The following is an 18736-nucleotide window of genomic DNA, read 5'->3' on the forward strand; positions in this document are numbered from 1 at the left end:
GTCAGAACTACTCAGGCCGAATTATCGTGAATCTCTCCCCAAGCTTGGCATAATCATTACCCGCGAGTCGGCTGACTGGTTTCAAATGATCCATCAGGATATAGCCCTTGTCCGGATTGTAGACTTGTTCGCTGAAATGATACTGCACAATGCGTACCAGCAGCAGGTCACTCACTGGTTTGCCCTCATCATTCGTGATCGGAATGTGCTGATACAGCTCACACTCCATCCGAATGAGTGCTTCCTGAATTCCTGGCACAGCAACCTTGCTACTTGGCACTGTAGTAAGGTTTGTCCGCTCAAGCTCACTTTCGTGGGGTTCCAGTATGGCTGCTGTCTCATTCACTTCTGTTATGATTGCTTCATCACAGATATGCACGACCAGTTCTTGATGAGCAAGCACATTACGTGCAGTATCTTTCATGATACCGTCTTTACGTGCAATGGATATCGATAACAGCGGTGGGTCCGAACTAACCACATTAAAGAAACTAAAAGGCGCTGCATTAATTACACCATTCTCATCTGAAAGTGTCGTCACAAAAGCAATTGGACGTGGTACCACCGAACCACTCATCAGTTTATAGTTGTCTCTTCCCGTTATTTCACGTGGATCCAATGTATACATATGTAAATATCCCCTTCCATGCTCGTGAAGCAAATGACAACTCTACTTCATGATACGACAATGTTTCTACTTCTTTATTATATATCGTAAAATACTAAATTAACAAAAAAACTCCTTGGTGCCCACTGCACCAAGGAGTTTGAACATGCCATTTCGTATTGGCTATTTCTTATTTAACGATGCTGTTCTGAATGTCTTCCATAATTTGAAGGTTCGCTTGAACTCCGCTGTACAACCAGCTACTGGACCGGGTGAATTCAAAGACATTACCTGTCTTTACAGCAGGAATGCTCTGCCATACGGCATCTTTCAGCGCTTCTGAGCCTGCTCCCTTGTCACTGTTCACCAGGAATAGATAGTCTGCGTCCATTTCCGCGATCTTCTCCAATGAAATCTCAGACCAGTTACCCGTTGCCTTCGCAGATGCTTCCTTCACAACATTAGGCTCTGCAAGTCCAAGTTCGTTGTACATCACTTCACCACTGGAAACATTGTTGCTTACAACATAAAACTTGTTATTGAATAACCACAACGCTGCAGCGGATTTTGTTCCTCCAGTAACAGCAGTTACTTTTTCTTTGATTTCCTTTGCCTTGGCATCATAATCATCAAGCGCCTTCTGCGCTACATCCGATTTGTTCAAAAGCTCGCCGATCTTGAGCAGAGCCTGACGCGAGTCCTTGTTGACCTCATCTCCGAGTACATAAGTAGGGGCAATTTTGTTGTACTGTTCGTATTTCTCCCCTTCCACTGTACTTTCAGAACCCATAATAATCAGGTCAGGTGAGAAACTGGCCATGGCTTCAAAAGGTAGATCACTTGCAATACCAGGTATGCCATTCAGATCATTTTGCAGATAATCCTGCAAACCACTGCCGTTGTTGATGGACCACTGTGCCGCTGGCTTAACACCGAGTGTAACGAGATGGTCTTCCAGATAAGACGCGATGACACGTTCAGGGTTAGCCGGGATGGTAACCTCGTGTCCCATTGCATCTGTTAATGTGCGCTCTGTAGCGGCTTCTGTTTGTGTCTCTGTCTCCGTTGTTGTATCGTTCTCTCCTGCTGCTCCATTCTCTGCCGTCTTTGTTCCACACGCGACCAACCAGATGGACATAACCATCACCGTCATTAGAAGCATGATCATCTTTTTATTTCTCTTAAACACTTGATATATCCCCTTTCAATTCATTATAGAAACCTTATTCGGCGTTATTGTGACAGATTTCAATGTTCAAAAATATTGACACTATTATTGATACATATAATATCCGTATGTACATTTGTCCGATTCCATTGACAATGATAATTGTTATCAGTTCAGTTGTCAATTCGATTATACGGCGAGGTGATCATATAAATCTTCTTGACGGCATTCACATATAGGCGGATGCCGCCATATGCTGAATGCAGAATACGACGACAGGAAGGATGTTCTGTACATGTATTACGAATATAACCCTTATCTAAGTTATGGAGAAGACCGTTCCTTTCAATTGCCTCCACTGTTCCCAGGCGGTGGCGGCACACCGGGTGGTCCGACGTTTCCTGGTATACCTGGCGGTCAAGGCCCCTATCCTCCATACATTCCAGGCGGAGGGCCCGGTCCATATATCCCTGGAGGCATTCCAGGTACAATTCCGGGTACAGCACCGGGCGTACCTGCGCAACTGACTCAAGGCAACCTGCCCACCCTACTTAGTGCCTATCCTCGTCCGGTAGGTCAGCCTCCGGCAGAAATGCTTTTTCTGTATAACCTGATCAAAAGCAGCCCGGGTCTGCTTCCGCTCTTCCTCCAGCAACAGCCGCAAAGTCTCACTCAAGCTGTGCAATTTGCACAGACTGGTGCAGCGGCACCACGAGATAACGAAGAACGTGCGCTGCCCAACTTTTGCTATAACCGGTGGTCCCTTGTCTTCACATACAATGATGTCTACCTGATGTGGCCTGCAATTAATCTGTTTGGTTTTGTGGTGGGGTACTTCTATCCATTCCTCACGCCAGGTATACTGTCCAATACACAGATTTTGTTTGCGCTCTGCTAAACCTCTCCTTACCTACAGCAAGAGCCCCACTTGGAAGCATAATTCCTTCCAAGTGAGGCTCTTTTTCGTCCTTTTATCCAGATGTACCTTTACATTACTAAGACTCCATAAACGCAAGGTGTACAGAATCAGTACCTTTAACTCAACACTTGATCGTTCTGGCGCTTCCCGCCTCTACTGACCATTAGGAAGTAAATCACCAAGGCACCGAGATCAGCACACGCGATAACGATTCCCATTGGCACGGCTGTTCCTTCTCCCCCGAGACCTACGAGGGGAGCGACAATACCTCCGAACAGGAACGTCATCACACCAATTAGCGCAGACGCACTGCCTGCCGATTTCTCCTGATTGGCCATCGCCAAAGCGAAGGACGCGGTATTGACCAACCCAACACTGGATACCACCAAAAATAGCGGAATCAGTACAGAGATTAGATTACCTCCAGCCAGAATGGCGATGAGCAATGAAGTTCCTCCGAGCGCCGCGGTTAGCAGCCCCGCGATTAACAGGCGATTCTCTGATACCTTTCCTGCAAGTCTACCGGCAATCTGACTGGCCAGAATAATGCCTAACCCGTTAATGGCGAAGCATACACTGAACATTTGCGGGGATACCCCGTATATTTTCTGAAGCACAAACGGTGAACCTGATATGTACGCAAACATGCCAGCAGCTACAAATCCTTGGGTTAACGCATAACCCATAAACTGACGATCCCCCGCGATTTGGCGAAACGTAAGTAATGTCTGCTTCAATCCTCCGCTTGATCTGCGATTGGAAGGTAAAGTCTCTCCAAGACCGAAAATGACAGCCAACAACGTCAGTATACCGATGAGGCTAAGCAAAATAAATACGCCGCGCCACGATGTATACGTCAACAATTGTCCACCAATGATTGGTGCAGCAATCGGGGCTACGCCGTTTATCAGCATTAACAGAGAGAAGAACCGTGTCAGTTCCGGGCCCGAATATACGTCTCTTACGATTGCGCGCGAGATGACAATCCCTGCCGCTCCAGCTACACCTTGAATGAACCGTAGCACAACAAAAGAGCCCATCGTCGGGCTGACCAGGCAAAGTATGGAGGCAATCGTATAGAGCACAAGCCCTGCAATGAGCGGTGTTCGCCGACCACGTACATCACTTAGAGGTCCGGCAAGCAACTGTCCAACCGCAAGTCCAATCATACACGCCGTCAGACTGAGTTGAGCATACGAAGTAGATGAACCAAACTCATCAGCCAGCGTGGGCAATGCGGGTAAATACATATCCAGGGACAACGGCCCGAAGGCCGACAGTGTCCCCAGAATTAAAGCCATCCGTACACGAGATGTGGAGTTTGTGTTCAATGAAACTGTTGTACTTTTCATCAAATACTACTCCCCGCTACCCAGCAGCTTGAGCAAGTTGGATGGCAATGTGAACTGTTGATTGTTAATAATAATACGGCGCAATTCTTCTTCATCCCGCTCATTGTCGGCGTCCTTAATCTCCTGAATTTCCCGGTGAAGTCGCTCCATCTGTTGATCCAGCGCATTTGCCGAATCTGCCGCACTCTTTAACTCTCTCGTCAAATGCTCGGGAACATCCTTATTGTATTTATAAAAAATCTTATGCTCCAGACTCGCCCAGAAATCCATCGCGATTGTACGGATCTGGATCTCCACACATGCTCGTTCCTCGCCATTGGACATGTACACAGGCACTTCCACCAGAAGGTGAAGGCTTTGGTAGCCGTTTGGCTTTGGATTCTCGATGTAATCTTTGACCTCCAGTACACGCAGATCACTCTGGTTGCACAACATATCCTTAATGCGATAGATATCCGAGATAAAAGAACATGTAATCCGCACCCCGGCGATATCCTTGATATTTTGCTTGATGCTCTCAAACGTTAACTCATGATTTTTGCGGAACATCTTGTTCATAATGCTCTCAGGAGATTTCAGTCTGGACTTTGTATGCTCAATTGGACTGTAATCATGCAGAGACTGGAATTCTTCCTTCAGGACTTCAATCTTGGTCTCCATTTGATCCAGAGCAAATTTATAAATCATCATAAATCTGGTAATTTCATATTTGAATTTCTTGAATTGATCGATTGGATGTGGGGCGTTCATCATGGCTTTCTCCCTTTCTTTCTGCACACTAAAATTAGTTTTATGAATATGAGAACAAGCGGTCAATCCACAGGTCTCCTGAACCATTATAAATCATATGGAGCCAATAAACGAATTTCTCACATTTGGGCTGGCGATTCAGCCTGGAAGGTATGGGAACTTATTTTACGCGCATCCTATAGAAGCATCCCTGTCATTTGGCCTGTTATTACCGATGAAAGAGGTTGATTTTCCTGCTCTATCAAGTGACGTATTCATCCGATACACTTCGGGTTAAAGCTTATTTATACCTGCCACAAGGGTGTTCATTACCTGATATCACGACATATGAAACTTCTCATCCCGGCTCTATCTCCTCTGCCTTTCCGGAATTTGCTTCCATACATACATCTCTACATTTGCAACCACTCGCCAGCCATTACCCTTCTGCCAGAATGCATGATATCGCACACACACAGGAACAATGGCCTGTGCTGATCTATTGTCGCGGCGGACTTGGCAGCTATGGCGGGGTAAATACCGTTTGGCTTGAGCAGTTTGTACATAAAGGTTATATCGTGTTCGCCCCATCCTATCGTGGCAACGAAGGCGGTGAGGGTCGTGACGAGTATGGCGGGAAAGATGCCGAAGATGTGCATGCCGCTTACCGGTTAGTGCAACGTTTGCCTTTTGCCGACCCGACTCGGATATCGTTAATGGGGTTCTCCCGTGGAGCCATTAATGCTGTACATACCGCAACTGCCTATAATGAGGGACCGGACAAAGTACATAAGTTAGTTCTTTGGAGCGGTGTCTCCGATGTGGAACGCACTTACCATGAGCGAACCGACCTGAGGCGCACATTGAAACGGGTGCTAGGTGGTTCCCCACGCACGGTTCCAGAAGCTTATCTCGCCCGTTCTCCCTTGTCGAAAGCGAACAAACTATCTTGTCCCGTGCTGATCATGCATGGTACATCAGATACACAAGTGAATTATAGTCACGGAACCCGAATGTATCACTGGCTTAAGCGGCGAGGTGCAGACGTCACATTTCACGCTTATGGCGGGCAGGATCATCATTTTCACGAGAAAATACATGAGTCAGCGGTGAACAATATGTTTGATTGGCTCGCTGCACCTTAAGTCTTGCGCGATGAATTTCATTTTGAAGATGCATGGGTTATGGCTGTATACTGGAGGAGCTACGTTTTTTGAAAGGACGGATAGGATGAATCAAAGCACCCTCCAAAAATACGCCATGTTGCTTCTCTGTATGTCTGCCGGAATGGTGGACCTGATCGGATATCTGGGACTGGGGCATGTGCTCACAGCCAATATGACGGGAAATATTGTTTTGTTGGGTATTGCCATTGCCCGTGCTCAGGAATTTGTCGTGCTGCGGTCATTGCTTGCTCTCATCGGTTTTATTGCCGGCAATGCCATTGCAGCACATATGGTTGGACCTGTGCAGACCAAAAATGGCTGGTCTTCTAAGGTCACAGCTGTATTTACTGTTGAAAGCATATTGCTCCTGCTGTTCGCGATCGCCATGATTAGTCCATTTTCAGAACAACTGTCCTATCTGTTAATTGTCATCCTAGCCGTTGCAATGGGGATGCAAACAACTGCGGCACGCCGCATTGGCATTGCTGGCATCTCAACAACCGTGCTCACCAATAATTTGGCCGCTGTGGTTGAGGATACCGTGAGCATCCTCAAAAAGCTGCGACATGCCAATATCCGATCGTTAACCAAAGCCTTGTCCACAGATTCCTACCTTCGTGCAGGTGCTGTTGTCATCTATTTGATCGGCGTCATTGCAGCCGCATTGTTATTCCACCGTGTGCCCATGATTGCAGTCTGGATTCCTGTCCTGATCATTGGCGGCGTAACCCTATACGCCCGATTACATGCATGGGGAACTTCACAACAAAGCGAAAGTTAATAAAAGTTAATAGTAGAAGAAGTAACCTGTCCATGTTCAAGTGGCTGTTCAAAAGTCCGCTTTAGGATACTGAAAACTGGTCTTTTTGAACACGTACTTTAAATTGTTTTAAGTACAATCACGCTATTTATTTCATCAAAGCAGCTTGTTGGCGGATAAGCTTGACCAGATGCTGTGCAGCAGGTGATAATACCTCCCCGGCTCGTGTACATACGGCAACCGTATTTCTCAGCTGTACACCTCGAACAAATACACGTGCCAGCCTGCCTTGCTGCACATCTTCGTTCACAACCAAAGAAGATATAAAGTTGGCCCCATAACCTGCCTTCACCGCACTAATCGTTTCGTTCAGCCCGTTGAACTGAAGCGCAATGCGGGGAGCGGCCAGGTTATTTGTTGTGCAAAGGGAAACGAGTCGCTCACGTGTAGCACTGCCTTCTTCGCGCATGATGAACGGTTCTGCCATCATCTCATGCAGCTCGATTTCTTTTCCCGCATACGGATGGTCAGGGTGCACAACAAACCACATCTCATCGTCAAACAATTCATCCCATTGGACACCTGCATGTGTAATGCCACTTCCACCATACACTGCAATCTCTGCCTCATAACGAAGTAATTGGTCAAAAGCCATCCGGGTGTTGGTTGTGCTCACAACAATCTCCACATCCTCGTGCATTTGCTTAAACCGAGCAATCCAGCCCGGCAACAGAAAATTTGAAGGCAAGTAGGTTGCCGTAAGACGGATCAGTCCTTTCTTGCCCTCCCGAAAATCCTGCACAAAATTCTCGACATCCTGCTCCAGCATGAACAGACGTTCCGCATAACCTGTCAACTGTATCCCCGCATCCGTAAGCACCAGTCTTCTTCCCTCCGAAACAAAAAGCTGGATTCCTAATTCACGTTCAAACTTCTTCACCTGAGAAGATACCGCAGGTTGACTAATATTTAGTTCCTCTGCGGCACGAGTGACCCCGCCATATCTCACGATGGCATGAAATAATCGTAATCCATGCAGATTCATGTTTACACCTCTTCCACGTCAAATTACATAATCTAAAGTTATATTATCATACATAATATATATTTTATTTATATATCTGCTCCATTTATAGTTGAAATATGAAATCCAATACAAGGAACAAGGAACAAGGAACAAGGAACAAGGAAAGGAACATGTGAACATGAAAAATATAAATACGACGAACCTACAGCATACCTGGACTCAAGTCGACGACTACATGAATGATCTGCTGATTCCGTCAGATTCCCTGCTGGAACATACACTGCAAAGCAATACCGAAGCTGGACTCCCTGCTCATGACGTAACACCGAATCAAGGAAAGTTACTTCAGCTCATGCTGCAAATCCAAGGCGCATCCCGTGTACTTGAAATCGGCACTTTGGGTGGATACAGTACCATCTGGATGGCAAGAGCGCTGCCTGAACACGGACGCATCGTCTCACTGGAATCCGAATCACACCATGCAGACTTGGCCCGGGCCAATCTCACACGAGCAGGACTGATGCACAAGGTTGACCTGAGAGTTGGTCCTGCCCTAACCACCCTTCCCGATGTTCAGGAAGAATACAGGGAACCGTTTGATATGATCTTCATCGATGCTGACAAACCGAGTAATCCCGATTATCTGAGATGGGCCCTGCGACTGACTCGGCCGGGGAGTCTTATTATTGGTGATAATATCGTCAGGGACGGTGAAGTGATCCGCACAGACAGCACAGACCCCAGAGTTCAGGGCGTTCGATCATTCCTGCAGTTGATCGCGGATCACCCTCGACTTGAAGCTACAGCACTGCAAACGGTCGGTAGCAAAGGTTACGATGGATTCGTCATTGCTCGTGTGATTGATGCCCCTGAACCAAAATAAACAGTGGTCAATTCTTCCGCAAATTCCCCTTTCCTGTTAAACTGGAATCACTGCACAGGCAGACTGGGGGGAACCACTTGAGAGTTTTACAACATATTAATGATGAAATTCGCGGCTGGTCCCGCAATATTCAACTGTTTTTCCTGGCTAGCATTCTGTATCAGATCGGAAATGGTATGTTCTCTGTCTTGTATAATCTGTACATTCAGGGTCTGGGCTATAATGATACAATGAACGGCCAAATTGTAAGTATTCAATCACTCGCAACAGCCATTATGTTTGTTCCTATCGGTCTATGCGGTGATCTGTTCAGCCGCAAGCGATTACTCATTACCGGGGCGTTATTCAGCGGAATCTTTCTGATCGGACGCTCCTTCGATTATTCGGCTACAGGACTGATCTGGTTCGCGGTATTCTCTGGCCTTTTCGCTGGAGTATTCCAAGTACTGGCCATTCCTTATCTGGCGGAAAACGTCAAGAAAAGCCAGCGGCTGAAGATGTTCAGTTATTATTCATCTCTTGTGCTCGCTTCCCAGGTGCTTGGTAGCCTGGGTGGCGGTGTATTCGCAGATTTGTTACATACGGCAGGACTCGCCAAGGTGACCGGATTGCAGACGGTTTTATTTGTCGGTGGTGCAGCAACACTAGCTGCATTTATTCCACTGTTATTTGTAACCGAAGGCAAGGCTGCTCCGCAGACAACCATTCCGGCGCAACCCGTTCTTCAACCCAATGAGGAGCTAAAAGAAAGTTCAACAAATATCCCAAGCACGGACGATTCGATCACGAAGAAAAAAGATTCCCGACTGATTGGTCAGTTTATAGTGACTCAGTTGTTAATTGGATTAGGTTCCGGACTGGTTGTACCGTATCTGAATCTGTATTTCACCAATCGGTTCTCGGTTTCTCTGAGCGGCATGAGCTTACTGATTGCACTTGGTCAGATTATGACGATTGTATCGATGCTGATTGGTCCTACCTTGGCGGCAAAGGTCGGAAGCGTAAGAGCCGTTGTCATTTTCCAGGTCATGTCGCTGCCCTTCCTTCTATTAACAGGCTTCACCAATCTGTTGTTCATCGCTTCGCTCAGTTTCTTGTTCAGACAAGCATTGATGAACGCAGCCAATCCCATTCATTCAGCCATACTGGTGGATCGGATCTCGGACAAACGCCGCGGCATTGCCAATTCACTGATGCAGACCTCGTTCATGATTGGTTGGGCGACCATGGGACCCGTTCAATCCTATCTGGTCACCACGTACGGAACGTATTGGGGTTATGCGATCACTTTCAGCATCACAGGCTGTCTATACGTTATTTCATCACTGATGTACTTTGTAATGTTCAGAGAACCCAAACCTTCCGCTACGGCTCTCTCAGGATCTTAATGAGTTGAACACTAGCAGTCTGGTTGTTCCGCAGATAACGCAACGTATCTCATCATCAGGAGTGATCACACATGAACATGAATCCTTCATTAAACCTGAATGCATACCTGAATCTCATACCACCTCATTCAACCGGTAGGCTAAACGGATGGAACTGATGCGCAAGCTTGGTTCCCACGTTGTCTTTCGGTTTTTTCTTAGTCTGGGTGTCTCTGTTCTTGGCGGATTGCTGTTCACAGTCATTCATACACCGATCCCGTGGTTGCTCGGGCCAATGGTATTTATGCTGCTTGGCTCCCAAGTCGCCAAATGGCCGCTCATGTGGCCTGCCTCCATTCGGGACTATGGCATTCTGATTGTTGGTTATTCGATTGGACTCACCTTAACTAAAGAGGCACTGCACGGCATTTTGCTACAACTTCCCATGATGCTTCTGATGACCTTGCTGTTAATCGGATTGTGTGTAATTACGGCCTACATCGCTTCAAAGATAACCGACTTTGACTTCCCCTCCCTGCTGGTTGGCAGTATTCCAGGAGGACTATCCCAGATGGTGTCCCTCGCAGAAGAGATGAAATCTATCAATCTGACGCTGGTTACCTTTTTGCAGGTGACTCGGCTGATCATGATTGTCTTCTGTGTTCCGTTCCTGCTATTCAGTCCGTGGTTTGAAGGTACCGCAGGTGGAAGTTTGGATCATCCGTTCATTGACGTAGCAACGTGGGGTACCCTTTTTCCCGAGATTCTTCTCTATGCTCCGCTCTGTGTAGCTGGTGCATGGGTTGCACGCAAACTCCGATTTCCGACGGCCTTTATGCTGGGTCCCATGATTGTCATGTGTGTCGTTCAATTAAGCACAACGATGCATACGCCCAGTCTGCCAACCTCACTCTTAAACGTATCGCAATTGATGATTGGCAGTCACGTTGGACTGATGCTCAAGCCGGAACAGTTGCAACGCAAGACACAGACAGTCACGCTAGCGGTGATGAGTAGTGTACTGCTCATTGTTGGTGCGCTTGGATTGAGTTATCTGTTAATGAATGTGTTCTCCCTCTCCGCGGCAACCTCACTACTCAGTATGGCCCCTGGCGGGATGGATCAGATGAGTATCATGGCACATGAAGTGAATGCCGATCTTTCGGTTGTATCCGGGTATCAATTGTTCCGCATCCTGTTTATCTTTTTCATCGTCTCTTCCGTACTGAAGATGATTCTTGTACATATGTTAAAAGAAAAGAAAGCAGATCCCTCACTTCAATGATCATATTTCGCCCCGATTCCATGACAAAGAGAGTATCCATTTGATGTCACATCCTGCGGATACTCTCTTTTATTTGTACAGACTCATCTTCAACATTTGGCCCTCATTCAATTTTAAGCATAATGATGTCTTATGAATAAATTCGGTTGTACATCCAGCCTACAATGCCCACCGTAACCACTGTTGCCCCAATAATAAATGCATAATAGCCAATCTTACTTTTGGACTCCGAAGTCTGATGGTCATAATAATCCGAGTTACGTCGGTAAAACCCCATCCATAACTCTCCGATCATATTCACTACAACCAATACAAAACGTTTAACAAGCCCCATTGTATTCGCGTCTCCTCTCTCTAATCAACCTTCTTCCCTATTAAGTATAATTATCCCAATTCATTAAAACAACCCACTCATATTACCTTCGGTGCGGTTTCATGCTCCAACCAGTTTAGAATATCAAAGGCTTCTTGGTCGGTGCTACCACACATCTCTTCCTCAGCTTGCAATCCACTGCATACCGCAGGACGATCTTTTTGGCCAAAAATTCCGCAGCGATTATCATCGGTAAGCTGCACACAACGTACACCTGCCGGCTTGCCATGAGCCATGCCCGGTATCGGTGATGATATGGAAATCGCGATACAACATGCGGCACAGCCTGTCCTGCATTCCATACATATTCCCTCCTAATTTTAATACTTATATTACTTACAATACGTGTTCAAAAAGACCGGTTTTCAGTACCAAGAAGATGGGATGAATTCCATCTTCGATACTGATGATGCCATAAGGCATCCTTCGTAATCAAAAGCGGACTTTTTGAACTACCTCTGATATTATGAGCGATTTATCCAGGTCCAGGTTCGAGCCAGCCCCTGAGCAATTCTCCGATTCATGCTTCGATTGGAAAAATACCCCCCATGACTTAGCGGATTCCAACTCATAGCCACGCCGCCAGAGTTCACTTCAATGTCTTCTTTGACCGCTTTCTCATAAGCGGGATCAATGGGGCGTAATGGATAACCCAGAATATCATCCCGATCGTAGAAGTTCACCCACTCCCCTTCCAGCCCAGCATAGTACTGATTCACATGGGAAGAGGGCACCTGAATTGGACAACTAAAGTCATGGTAACGCAAACTCCATAAGGGCAAGGTTGTACCAAAGGAGTAAAAATTGGTCAGCGTATCCCCCCGCTCCAGAGCCGAGTTCACATCCACAACCTCAGGCACACGACTGGAGGGATATTGCAGATCGTAGAAGAAGTTACTGGCGATTACGGCACCCAAACTATGGGCAACCACACAGAGCGGAGCTTCCGGTCCATTACGCTGTGCAAGGGTATGCATCGCCTGATTCAACGTTCGATGTACGGCATCGTAGTTATGGCCTTGATTTTCCACCGGTTGATAAGCAACCGCATCAGCTAGGTAGTGGATGACAAATCGGCGCAACGCCTGAAAGTTCAATCCCGGAGAGCTGACGAGCTGTTGAAAAAGTGCCTCTTCCCGCTCCTCAAATACATCCGCCCAATATACAGGTTCGATATCCAGCATCTGTTTAGTGGCTCCAGGCAAGACCATCACCTTGTCCAATTCCTTATGCAAACAAGCAATCAGCTTGTCCGCGTACCCATCCTTCCGCATACCCAGCCCGTGAATGACCATCACCGCAATACGTGTCATGGCTCTCCTCCTCATCGATTGACTAGGATCTCTTTCTCCACCATATGAACGCCACGACTCGAACATGCCTGAAGCTTGCTTTGTCAGAAGAACCTTTCCAACCACCATTATTTTAAAAATGTGATTCTTCCATTTTATATACAGTTTACCATGATCGTCATGAAAATAACGATCATACAGCAAAAAGGAGCTGCACATCACGCAGCCCCTTCTTGTTGTTGTATTCAATTAACCTTTCAGGTGAACCTTCAACACACCGCTTTGATTAGATGTAACATCACCTGTCGTGACTTCCACCCGCTCAACCATATCCTGACCATCTGGAATGATAATCGGTGTAATCAGCGGGTATCCCGCATCTTCAATTACCTTACGATCAAACTCCAACAGCTTTTGTCCAGCTTTTACATGTTCGCCAGCTTCCACATGCATGTTGAAGCCTTCACCCTTGAGGGATACTGTATTAATCCCGACATGGATCAGAACTTGTAATCCACTCGCGTGTTCAAGAATCACCGCATGTTTACTTTTGATTACATGAGCTACCTGAGCATCGAACGGAGCAACAACAACGTTGCCAGAAGGTTCAATCGCTACACCTTCACCCATCTGTTTCTCGGCAAAAGCCGGATCTGGTACTTGCTCCAGTGACACGGCCTGGCCTGTTAAAGGCGCCATGATTTCCAGTGTATTCACGGCTTCGTCTCCTACTTGAGCTGCACTACGTGTGCGCTGGTTTGGATCTGTTTTTGCAGTTGAAGAGGTAACACCCGAAGCAGACTGCGATGTAGCCGCTTTAGGCTCAGCAACGGTTTCATTGCTTGCACTACGATCTTCTTTTCTCAGTTTGGCTCTGCCAAAAAGGACGGTCAGTACAAACGGTACAACCAAGACAATCGCCATGCCGATGAAGAAAACGCCCCATTTGTCAGGGAAAATCGACAGGAATCCAGGTACACCACCTACACCGATGGAGGTTGCCTGAACATTATTCATCGTCAGCAGCACACCACCAATCGCGGAACCGATCATACCAAAGATAAACGGATAACGGTAACGGATATTCACTCCGAAGATCGCCGGCTCAGTTACCCCGAGGAAGGCCGATACCGAAGACGTTGCCGCAAGTCCTCTCATTTTCTTTTCACGCAGGACAAGCATCATCGCAAGTGCCGCCGAGCCTTGTGCGATATTGGACAATGCCAGCATCGGCCACAGGAACGTACCGCCCTGACTACCAATGAGCTGAACATCCACCGCGAGGAACGTGTGATGCATACCGGTGATAACGAGCAAAGCGTACAGACCACCGTAGATCAGACCACCCAGCGCCGCGTATGAATCGTATACATAGATCAAGCCGGATGTAATTGCATTTGCAATAGCAAATGTAACCGGTCCAATAATCGTAAATGCCAGGAATCCGGTAATCAGCAACGTAACTGGTGCAACGACCAGCAGTTTGATCGAATCATGTACCCTTTTATTCAGGAAAATTTCCATCTTCGCAAGCAGATAGGCCGATACCAGTACTGGCAGAACCTGCCCTTGATAACCAATCTTCTCAATCTCCCAACCGAACAGATTCCATGTTGGCACCGTGCCATTATTCACAGCATCAGCGTAACCATATGCACTCAGCAGATCGGGATGTACCAGAATGAGACCCAGCACGATCCCGAGCAGCGGACTGCCGCCGAACCTTTTTACAGCTGCCCAACCAATTAGAGCCGGCAGGAACGTGAAGGCTGTACTTGCGATTGTATTAATAATGGACGCAAGATCCTTCCAGGCTGGATAAACATCCACCAGTGATTTTCCATCAAAGAAAATGCCTGGGCCTGTCAGAATATTGTTAATCCCGAGCAAAAGACCTGCCGTAATGATTGCAGGCAAGATCGGAATGAAGATATCCGAGAGTGTTTTAATCGCTCGCTGGATTGGATTTTGCTTTTTACCAGCAGCCGCCTTCACATCATCCTTGGAAGAACGATCTCCCCCGGTAATCTGAATCATCTCATCATAGACTTTATCCACCAGACCAGGCCCAATAACGACCTGGAATTGTCCTTGGGAAGAGAACTGTCCTTTGACCAGATCATTCTGATCCAGACTTTCAGTATCCACTTTACTCTCATCGTACAAGGCAAAACGGAGTCGTGTAACACAGTGTGTAGCAGCTTCAATATTCTCTTTGCCACCGACAGCCCGGACGATCTCCTCAACCTGTTTTTTATCGATTGCCATAGTGTCACTTCCTATTTATAAAATGTGATTAGTCCTGTTGTGGCACAAGCCACATATAGGATGCATACGGACTGAGAGAGATTTCCTGCGTCAGCACAGGGGCTGCCTCCGTATTTCCTATGAGTAACTCTGCTGATTTGCCTGCAATGTGATCATTCCAGACCGCTTCCGGAAGCGAGAACGTGACGTCTCGTTTACTGAAGTTGGATACAACAATCAGAGTTTCACTTCCATTGGTCCGTGCGTACGCGAATACATTCGGGTGTGCATCATCCAATCGTTCATACAGACCGTCGATCAGCACGTTAACCTGTTTACGCAGGGCAATTAATTTGCGGTAGTGATAGTAGATCGAATCTGGATCAGCCAGCTGCTGTTCCACGTGAATGGAAGGATACCGCTCATCCACCTTAAGCCAAGGTGTTCCGCTAGTAAATCCGGCGTTCTTACTTCCATTCCATTGCATCGGTGTCCGAGAGTTGTCCCGGGAACGCTCTTTTACAATGTTGAATGCTTCTTCAGCGGATTTGCCTCGTTCTTCCTGAAGCAAACGGTACATATTCGTTGATTCGATATCGCGGAACTCGCTAACGTCATTCCAGACCGGATTCGGCATGCCGATCTCTTCTCCCTGGTAGACATAAGGTGTACCTTGCATGCCGTGTATCGTTGTTGCAAGCATCTTCGCACTCTCGGCATGATAGTCACCATCATCGGCGAATCTGGACAGTGCCCGAGGCTGATCATGGTTATTAAGGAACAGCGCGTTCCAGCCACCACCAGCTTGCATGCCTGTCTGCCACTCACTAAAGAGCTGCTTCATCGCTTCGAAATCATACGGCATCAGTTCCCACTTCTGACCATTCGGATAATCCACTTTCAGGTGATGGAAGTTAAACGTCATCGAAAACTCCCGGGAAGCCGGGTTCGAATATTGGATACAATGTTCCAGTGTTGTGGAGGACATTTCCCCTACGGTCACCATGTTGTAAGGCCCGAATACTTCATCGTACATCTCGGTGATGTACTCATGCACACGCGGTCCATCCGTGTAGTATTTGCGTCCATCACCCGGTGACACGCTACCATCATCATCAGGGAACCGCTGGTCTTTGGAGATCAGGTTGATCACGTCCATACGGAAACCATCCACACCTTTTTCGGCCCAGAACTTGATCATATCCCGTACAGCTTTGCGTACTTCTTCATTCTCCCAATTGAGATCTGCCTGCGTTTTATCAAATAAAGTCAGGAAATATTGTCCCGTCTGTTCATCGAACTGCCAAGCAGGCCCACCGAACTTGGATTGCCAGTTGTTTGGCACACCGCCATCCGGAGCAGGATCTTTCCAAATATAATAATCCCGATACGGATTATCCTTGGAAGAACGGGATTGCTGGAACCACTCATGATCGGTCGAGGAGTGATTCACCACGATATCAATCATCAGTTTCATATCACGAGCCTTCAGACCTTTCAGCAGTTCGTCAAAATCCTCCATCGTTCCATAATCCGGATTAATCCGGTAATAGTCCGCTACGTCATACCCATTATCATGCTGCGGAGATACATATACCGGCTGCAACCACACAATATCGATACCCAGATGCTGCAAATAATCAAGCTTCTCGGTTAATCCACGAATATCTCCAGTACCCGATCCGGTTGTATCATTAAAACTCTTCGGATATACCTGATACACCGTTGATGTCTTCCACCAAGATGACGGAGTTGTGTTATTAGAACTCATGTTAACGCCTCCAATAAATTGTAATGCTCTTATGTGATGTTCTCGGCTAACTTCATATCTATATTACATAAGTAAACATGTATATACAAGTTGAAACTATAATATGTATATTCTCCGCCTCTTCTACACATTCCCCATAAATCTTTCCTCTGTAACATTTATTTTGGAACCTGCGTTCGTGAACCCAATGATATCTGTATTGAGACAACAAGAAACCGTCTGTTCTTCCCACCATTGGTGCGGGCAACAGACGGTCTAATTTGGTTGAACTTGGTTGAACTTTTTAAATGTATTCTACTGTTTTTTACTGTTGTAATGGATTGTTATTATAAAGTTGCTGTCACTTGACTTCATCACCACAGCGGAGACACGCCTCTTACGACATCTCTGGTGAAACAACGGCTTTCCCTTGTTTTTCCTGCATATTCAACTTCAATAAAGATAGTGCAGCTTGCTCTTCCCTTTCCAGTTCAGCGGCACTGATCTCACCAGAGAGTACGGCACGCATTCGCTTTTGATCCAGCAGACCTTCCCATTTTGCCACCACAAATGCTGCGACACAGTTGCCCATCAAGTTGGTGAATACACGCATTGTATCCATGAATCGATCTGCACCAAGCAGCAGAGCAACCGCTGCTACCGGAAAAGCATTGACAGCCACTGCCGTTGCGGACAGGGCCAAGAATGCGGAGCCAGGTACTCCTGCCATGCCTTTGGAACTTAACATCAACACCAGCAAAATCGTAATCTGCTGCATCAATGTCAGTTCAATCCCTACGGCCTGAGCAACAAAAACCGTTGCCAAGGATAAATAGATCGAAGCGCCATCCAGATTAAACGAGTACCCCGTCGGCACTACAAGACCCACAACCGCACGATCACAACCCGCCTTGGTTAGTTTGTCCATCATGCGTGGCATCACCACTTCTGATGATCCGGTTCCAATCGCCAGCATCACTTCAGAACGGGTATATTTCACAAATTGCAGGAAATTTAGCCCGGTAATCCACCAGGCAGCCAATGCCAACATGACCAAAAACAGCAGTGCTGCGCCGTAACAGGCCAGAATCAGCAGACCAAAGGACGACAATGTGGAAGCCCCATAAGCACCTACCGTGTAAGCCATGGCTCCAAATGCACCAATTGGTGCGAGTTTCATGATATAACCGATGATACGAAACACAATGCCGAGCAAGTTCTCAATCAGCGTCAGTACATTCTCTTTTGCCTTACTCTCTGTTGCTGCCAGGGCAACCCCGAACAGGCATGCCACGAGCAATACTTGCAGAAGTGCATTTTGTGCAAAGGCATCTACAACACTTGTCGGAATAATATTCATGATAAAGTCTACCGTATGCGGTAACTCGGAACCATTGGTTTTTGCTTCAATGCCGCTTGCATCTATGGTTGAAGGGTCCACGTTCATTCCGGCACCGGGGCGAAGCAGATTGGCTGTTCCCAATCCAAGTACCAGTGCCACTGTAGTTGCAATCTCGAACCACACGATGGCTTTCAGCCCGATGCGACCTACCGACTTCAGATCACCGATCTTGGCAATACCTGTTACAATCACCATGAAAATCAGTGGTGCGATGATCATCTTGATCAATTTGATGAAACCTGTTCCGAGCGGTTGCAGCAGGCTACCCAGATCCGGCCACAGGATGCCTACGCCAATCCCGATGATTACCGCTACAATAATTTGAAAAAATAATGATTTCATAAATGACATGAACGCTCCCCCTGTTTGCGGTCAATTCGGATTTCCGTTTGGTTTCCGTGTAACTTTT

General features: G+C 46.9%; 17 protein-coding genes. 6 read left to right on the top strand and 11 right to left on the bottom strand.

Annotation, left to right across the window (positions count from 1 at the left end; genetic code table 11):
* Positions 1 to 7: 7 nt before the first annotated feature.
* Together MKY28_RS13170 and MKY28_RS13175 are read right to left on the bottom strand one after the other, a co-directional pair.
* On the bottom strand, positions 8 to 628 hold the full coding sequence (locus MKY28_RS13170) for a flavin reductase family protein (protein ID WP_340936153.1): 621 nt from the start codon (positions 626 to 628) through the stop codon (positions 8 to 10).
* A 169-nt stretch (positions 629 to 797) separates the two neighbouring features.
* Positions 798 to 1796, bottom strand: coding sequence for an ABC transporter substrate-binding protein (locus MKY28_RS13175; protein ID WP_340936154.1), 999 nt, complete (start codon positions 1794 to 1796; stop codon positions 798 to 800).
* 232 nt (positions 1797 to 2028) lie between these two features.
* Here MKY28_RS13175 and MKY28_RS13180 point away from each other — a divergent pair, with 232 nt between their 5' ends.
* Complete coding sequence (locus tag MKY28_RS13180; RefSeq protein ID WP_340936155.1) at positions 2029 to 2673, top strand: hypothetical protein; 645 nt, start codon at positions 2029 to 2031, stop codon at positions 2671 to 2673.
* Between the two features lie 137 nt (positions 2674 to 2810).
* On the opposite strand, the gene MKY28_RS13185 is transcribed toward MKY28_RS13180, so the two are convergent.
* Together MKY28_RS13185 and MKY28_RS13190 are read right to left on the bottom strand one after the other, a co-directional pair.
* Positions 2811 to 4046 (bottom strand): multidrug effflux MFS transporter, encoded by a 1236-nt coding sequence (locus MKY28_RS13185; RefSeq protein ID WP_340390252.1) that lies wholly within the window; start codon positions 4044 to 4046, stop codon positions 2811 to 2813.
* 6 nt (positions 4047 to 4052) lie between these two features.
* On the bottom strand, positions 4053 to 4796 hold the full coding sequence (locus tag MKY28_RS13190; RefSeq protein WP_036608962.1) for a GTP pyrophosphokinase: 744 nt from the start codon (positions 4794 to 4796) through the stop codon (positions 4053 to 4055).
* Between the two features lie 245 nt (positions 4797 to 5041).
* Between MKY28_RS13190 and MKY28_RS13195 the strand changes: the two genes are divergently transcribed.
* Complete coding sequence (locus MKY28_RS13195) at positions 5042 to 5920, top strand: alpha/beta fold hydrolase (RefSeq protein WP_083669726.1); 879 nt, start codon at positions 5042 to 5044, stop codon at positions 5918 to 5920.
* Positions 5921 to 6005: 85 nt separating this feature from the next.
* Positions 6006 to 6722 (top strand): YoaK family protein, encoded by a 717-nt coding sequence (locus MKY28_RS13200; protein ID WP_076318115.1) that lies wholly within the window; start codon positions 6006 to 6008, stop codon positions 6720 to 6722.
* Positions 6723 to 6849: 127 nt separating this feature from the next.
* Here MKY28_RS13200 and MKY28_RS13205 read toward each other — a convergent pair whose 3' ends face one another.
* Positions 6850 to 7746 carry a LysR family transcriptional regulator gene (locus MKY28_RS13205; protein WP_036670626.1) on the bottom strand — a complete coding sequence of 299 codons (897 nt, stop codon included), beginning with the start codon at positions 7744 to 7746 and terminating at the stop codon, positions 6850 to 6852.
* Positions 7747 to 7906: 160 nt separating this feature from the next.
* Between MKY28_RS13205 and MKY28_RS13210 the strand changes: the two genes are divergently transcribed.
* From MKY28_RS13210 to MKY28_RS13220, 3 genes are all read left to right on the top strand, one after another.
* Positions 7907 to 8611 carry an O-methyltransferase gene (locus MKY28_RS13210; RefSeq protein ID WP_051449713.1) on the top strand — a complete coding sequence of 235 codons (705 nt, stop codon included), beginning with the start codon at positions 7907 to 7909 and terminating at the stop codon, positions 8609 to 8611.
* A 77-nt stretch (positions 8612 to 8688) separates the two neighbouring features.
* The gene (locus tag MKY28_RS13215; protein ID WP_036670625.1) at positions 8689 to 9999 is read left to right on the top strand and encodes an MFS transporter; all 1311 of its coding nucleotides are present in this window, start codon (positions 8689 to 8691) and stop codon (positions 9997 to 9999) included.
* A gap of 148 nt (positions 10000 to 10147) precedes the next feature.
* Positions 10148 to 11263: an AbrB family transcriptional regulator gene (locus tag MKY28_RS13220; protein ID WP_235193798.1), complete on the top strand. Its 1116-nt coding sequence runs from the start codon at positions 10148 to 10150 to the stop codon at positions 11261 to 11263.
* A 130-nt stretch (positions 11264 to 11393) separates the two neighbouring features.
* Here the strand turns inward: MKY28_RS13220 and MKY28_RS13225 are convergent, their stop codons facing one another.
* From MKY28_RS13225 to dctA, 6 genes are all read right to left on the bottom strand, one after another.
* Positions 11394 to 11597, bottom strand: a complete 204-nt coding sequence (locus tag MKY28_RS13225) for a hypothetical protein (RefSeq protein WP_017688872.1) — start codon at positions 11595 to 11597, stop codon at positions 11394 to 11396.
* A gap of 77 nt (positions 11598 to 11674) precedes the next feature.
* The gene (locus MKY28_RS13230; RefSeq protein WP_036670624.1) at positions 11675 to 11938 is read right to left on the bottom strand and encodes a zinc/iron-chelating domain-containing protein; all 264 of its coding nucleotides are present in this window, start codon (positions 11936 to 11938) and stop codon (positions 11675 to 11677) included.
* Between the two features lie 162 nt (positions 11939 to 12100).
* Positions 12101 to 12949 (bottom strand): hypothetical protein, encoded by an 849-nt coding sequence (locus tag MKY28_RS13235; protein WP_036670623.1) that lies wholly within the window; start codon positions 12947 to 12949, stop codon positions 12101 to 12103.
* Positions 12950 to 13177: 228 nt separating this feature from the next.
* Positions 13178 to 15196: a PTS system trehalose-specific EIIBC component gene (treP, locus tag MKY28_RS13240; RefSeq protein WP_036670622.1), complete on the bottom strand. Its 2019-nt coding sequence runs from the start codon at positions 15194 to 15196 to the stop codon at positions 13178 to 13180.
* A gap of 28 nt (positions 15197 to 15224) precedes the next feature.
* A complete protein-coding gene (treC, locus tag MKY28_RS13245; RefSeq protein ID WP_036670620.1) occupies positions 15225 to 16946 on the bottom strand; it encodes an alpha,alpha-phosphotrehalase in 1722 nt (573 codons plus the stop codon).
* Between the two features lie 376 nt (positions 16947 to 17322).
* A complete protein-coding gene (gene dctA, locus MKY28_RS13250) occupies positions 17323 to 18678 on the bottom strand; it encodes a C4-dicarboxylate transporter DctA (RefSeq protein ID WP_036670619.1) in 1356 nt (451 codons plus the stop codon).
* Positions 18679 to 18736 lie beyond the last annotated feature (58 nt).

The organism is Paenibacillus sp. FSL R5-0473 (assembly GCF_038004565.1).
Classification (GTDB): Bacteria; Bacillota; Bacilli; order Paenibacillales; family Paenibacillaceae; genus Paenibacillus; species Paenibacillus amylolyticus.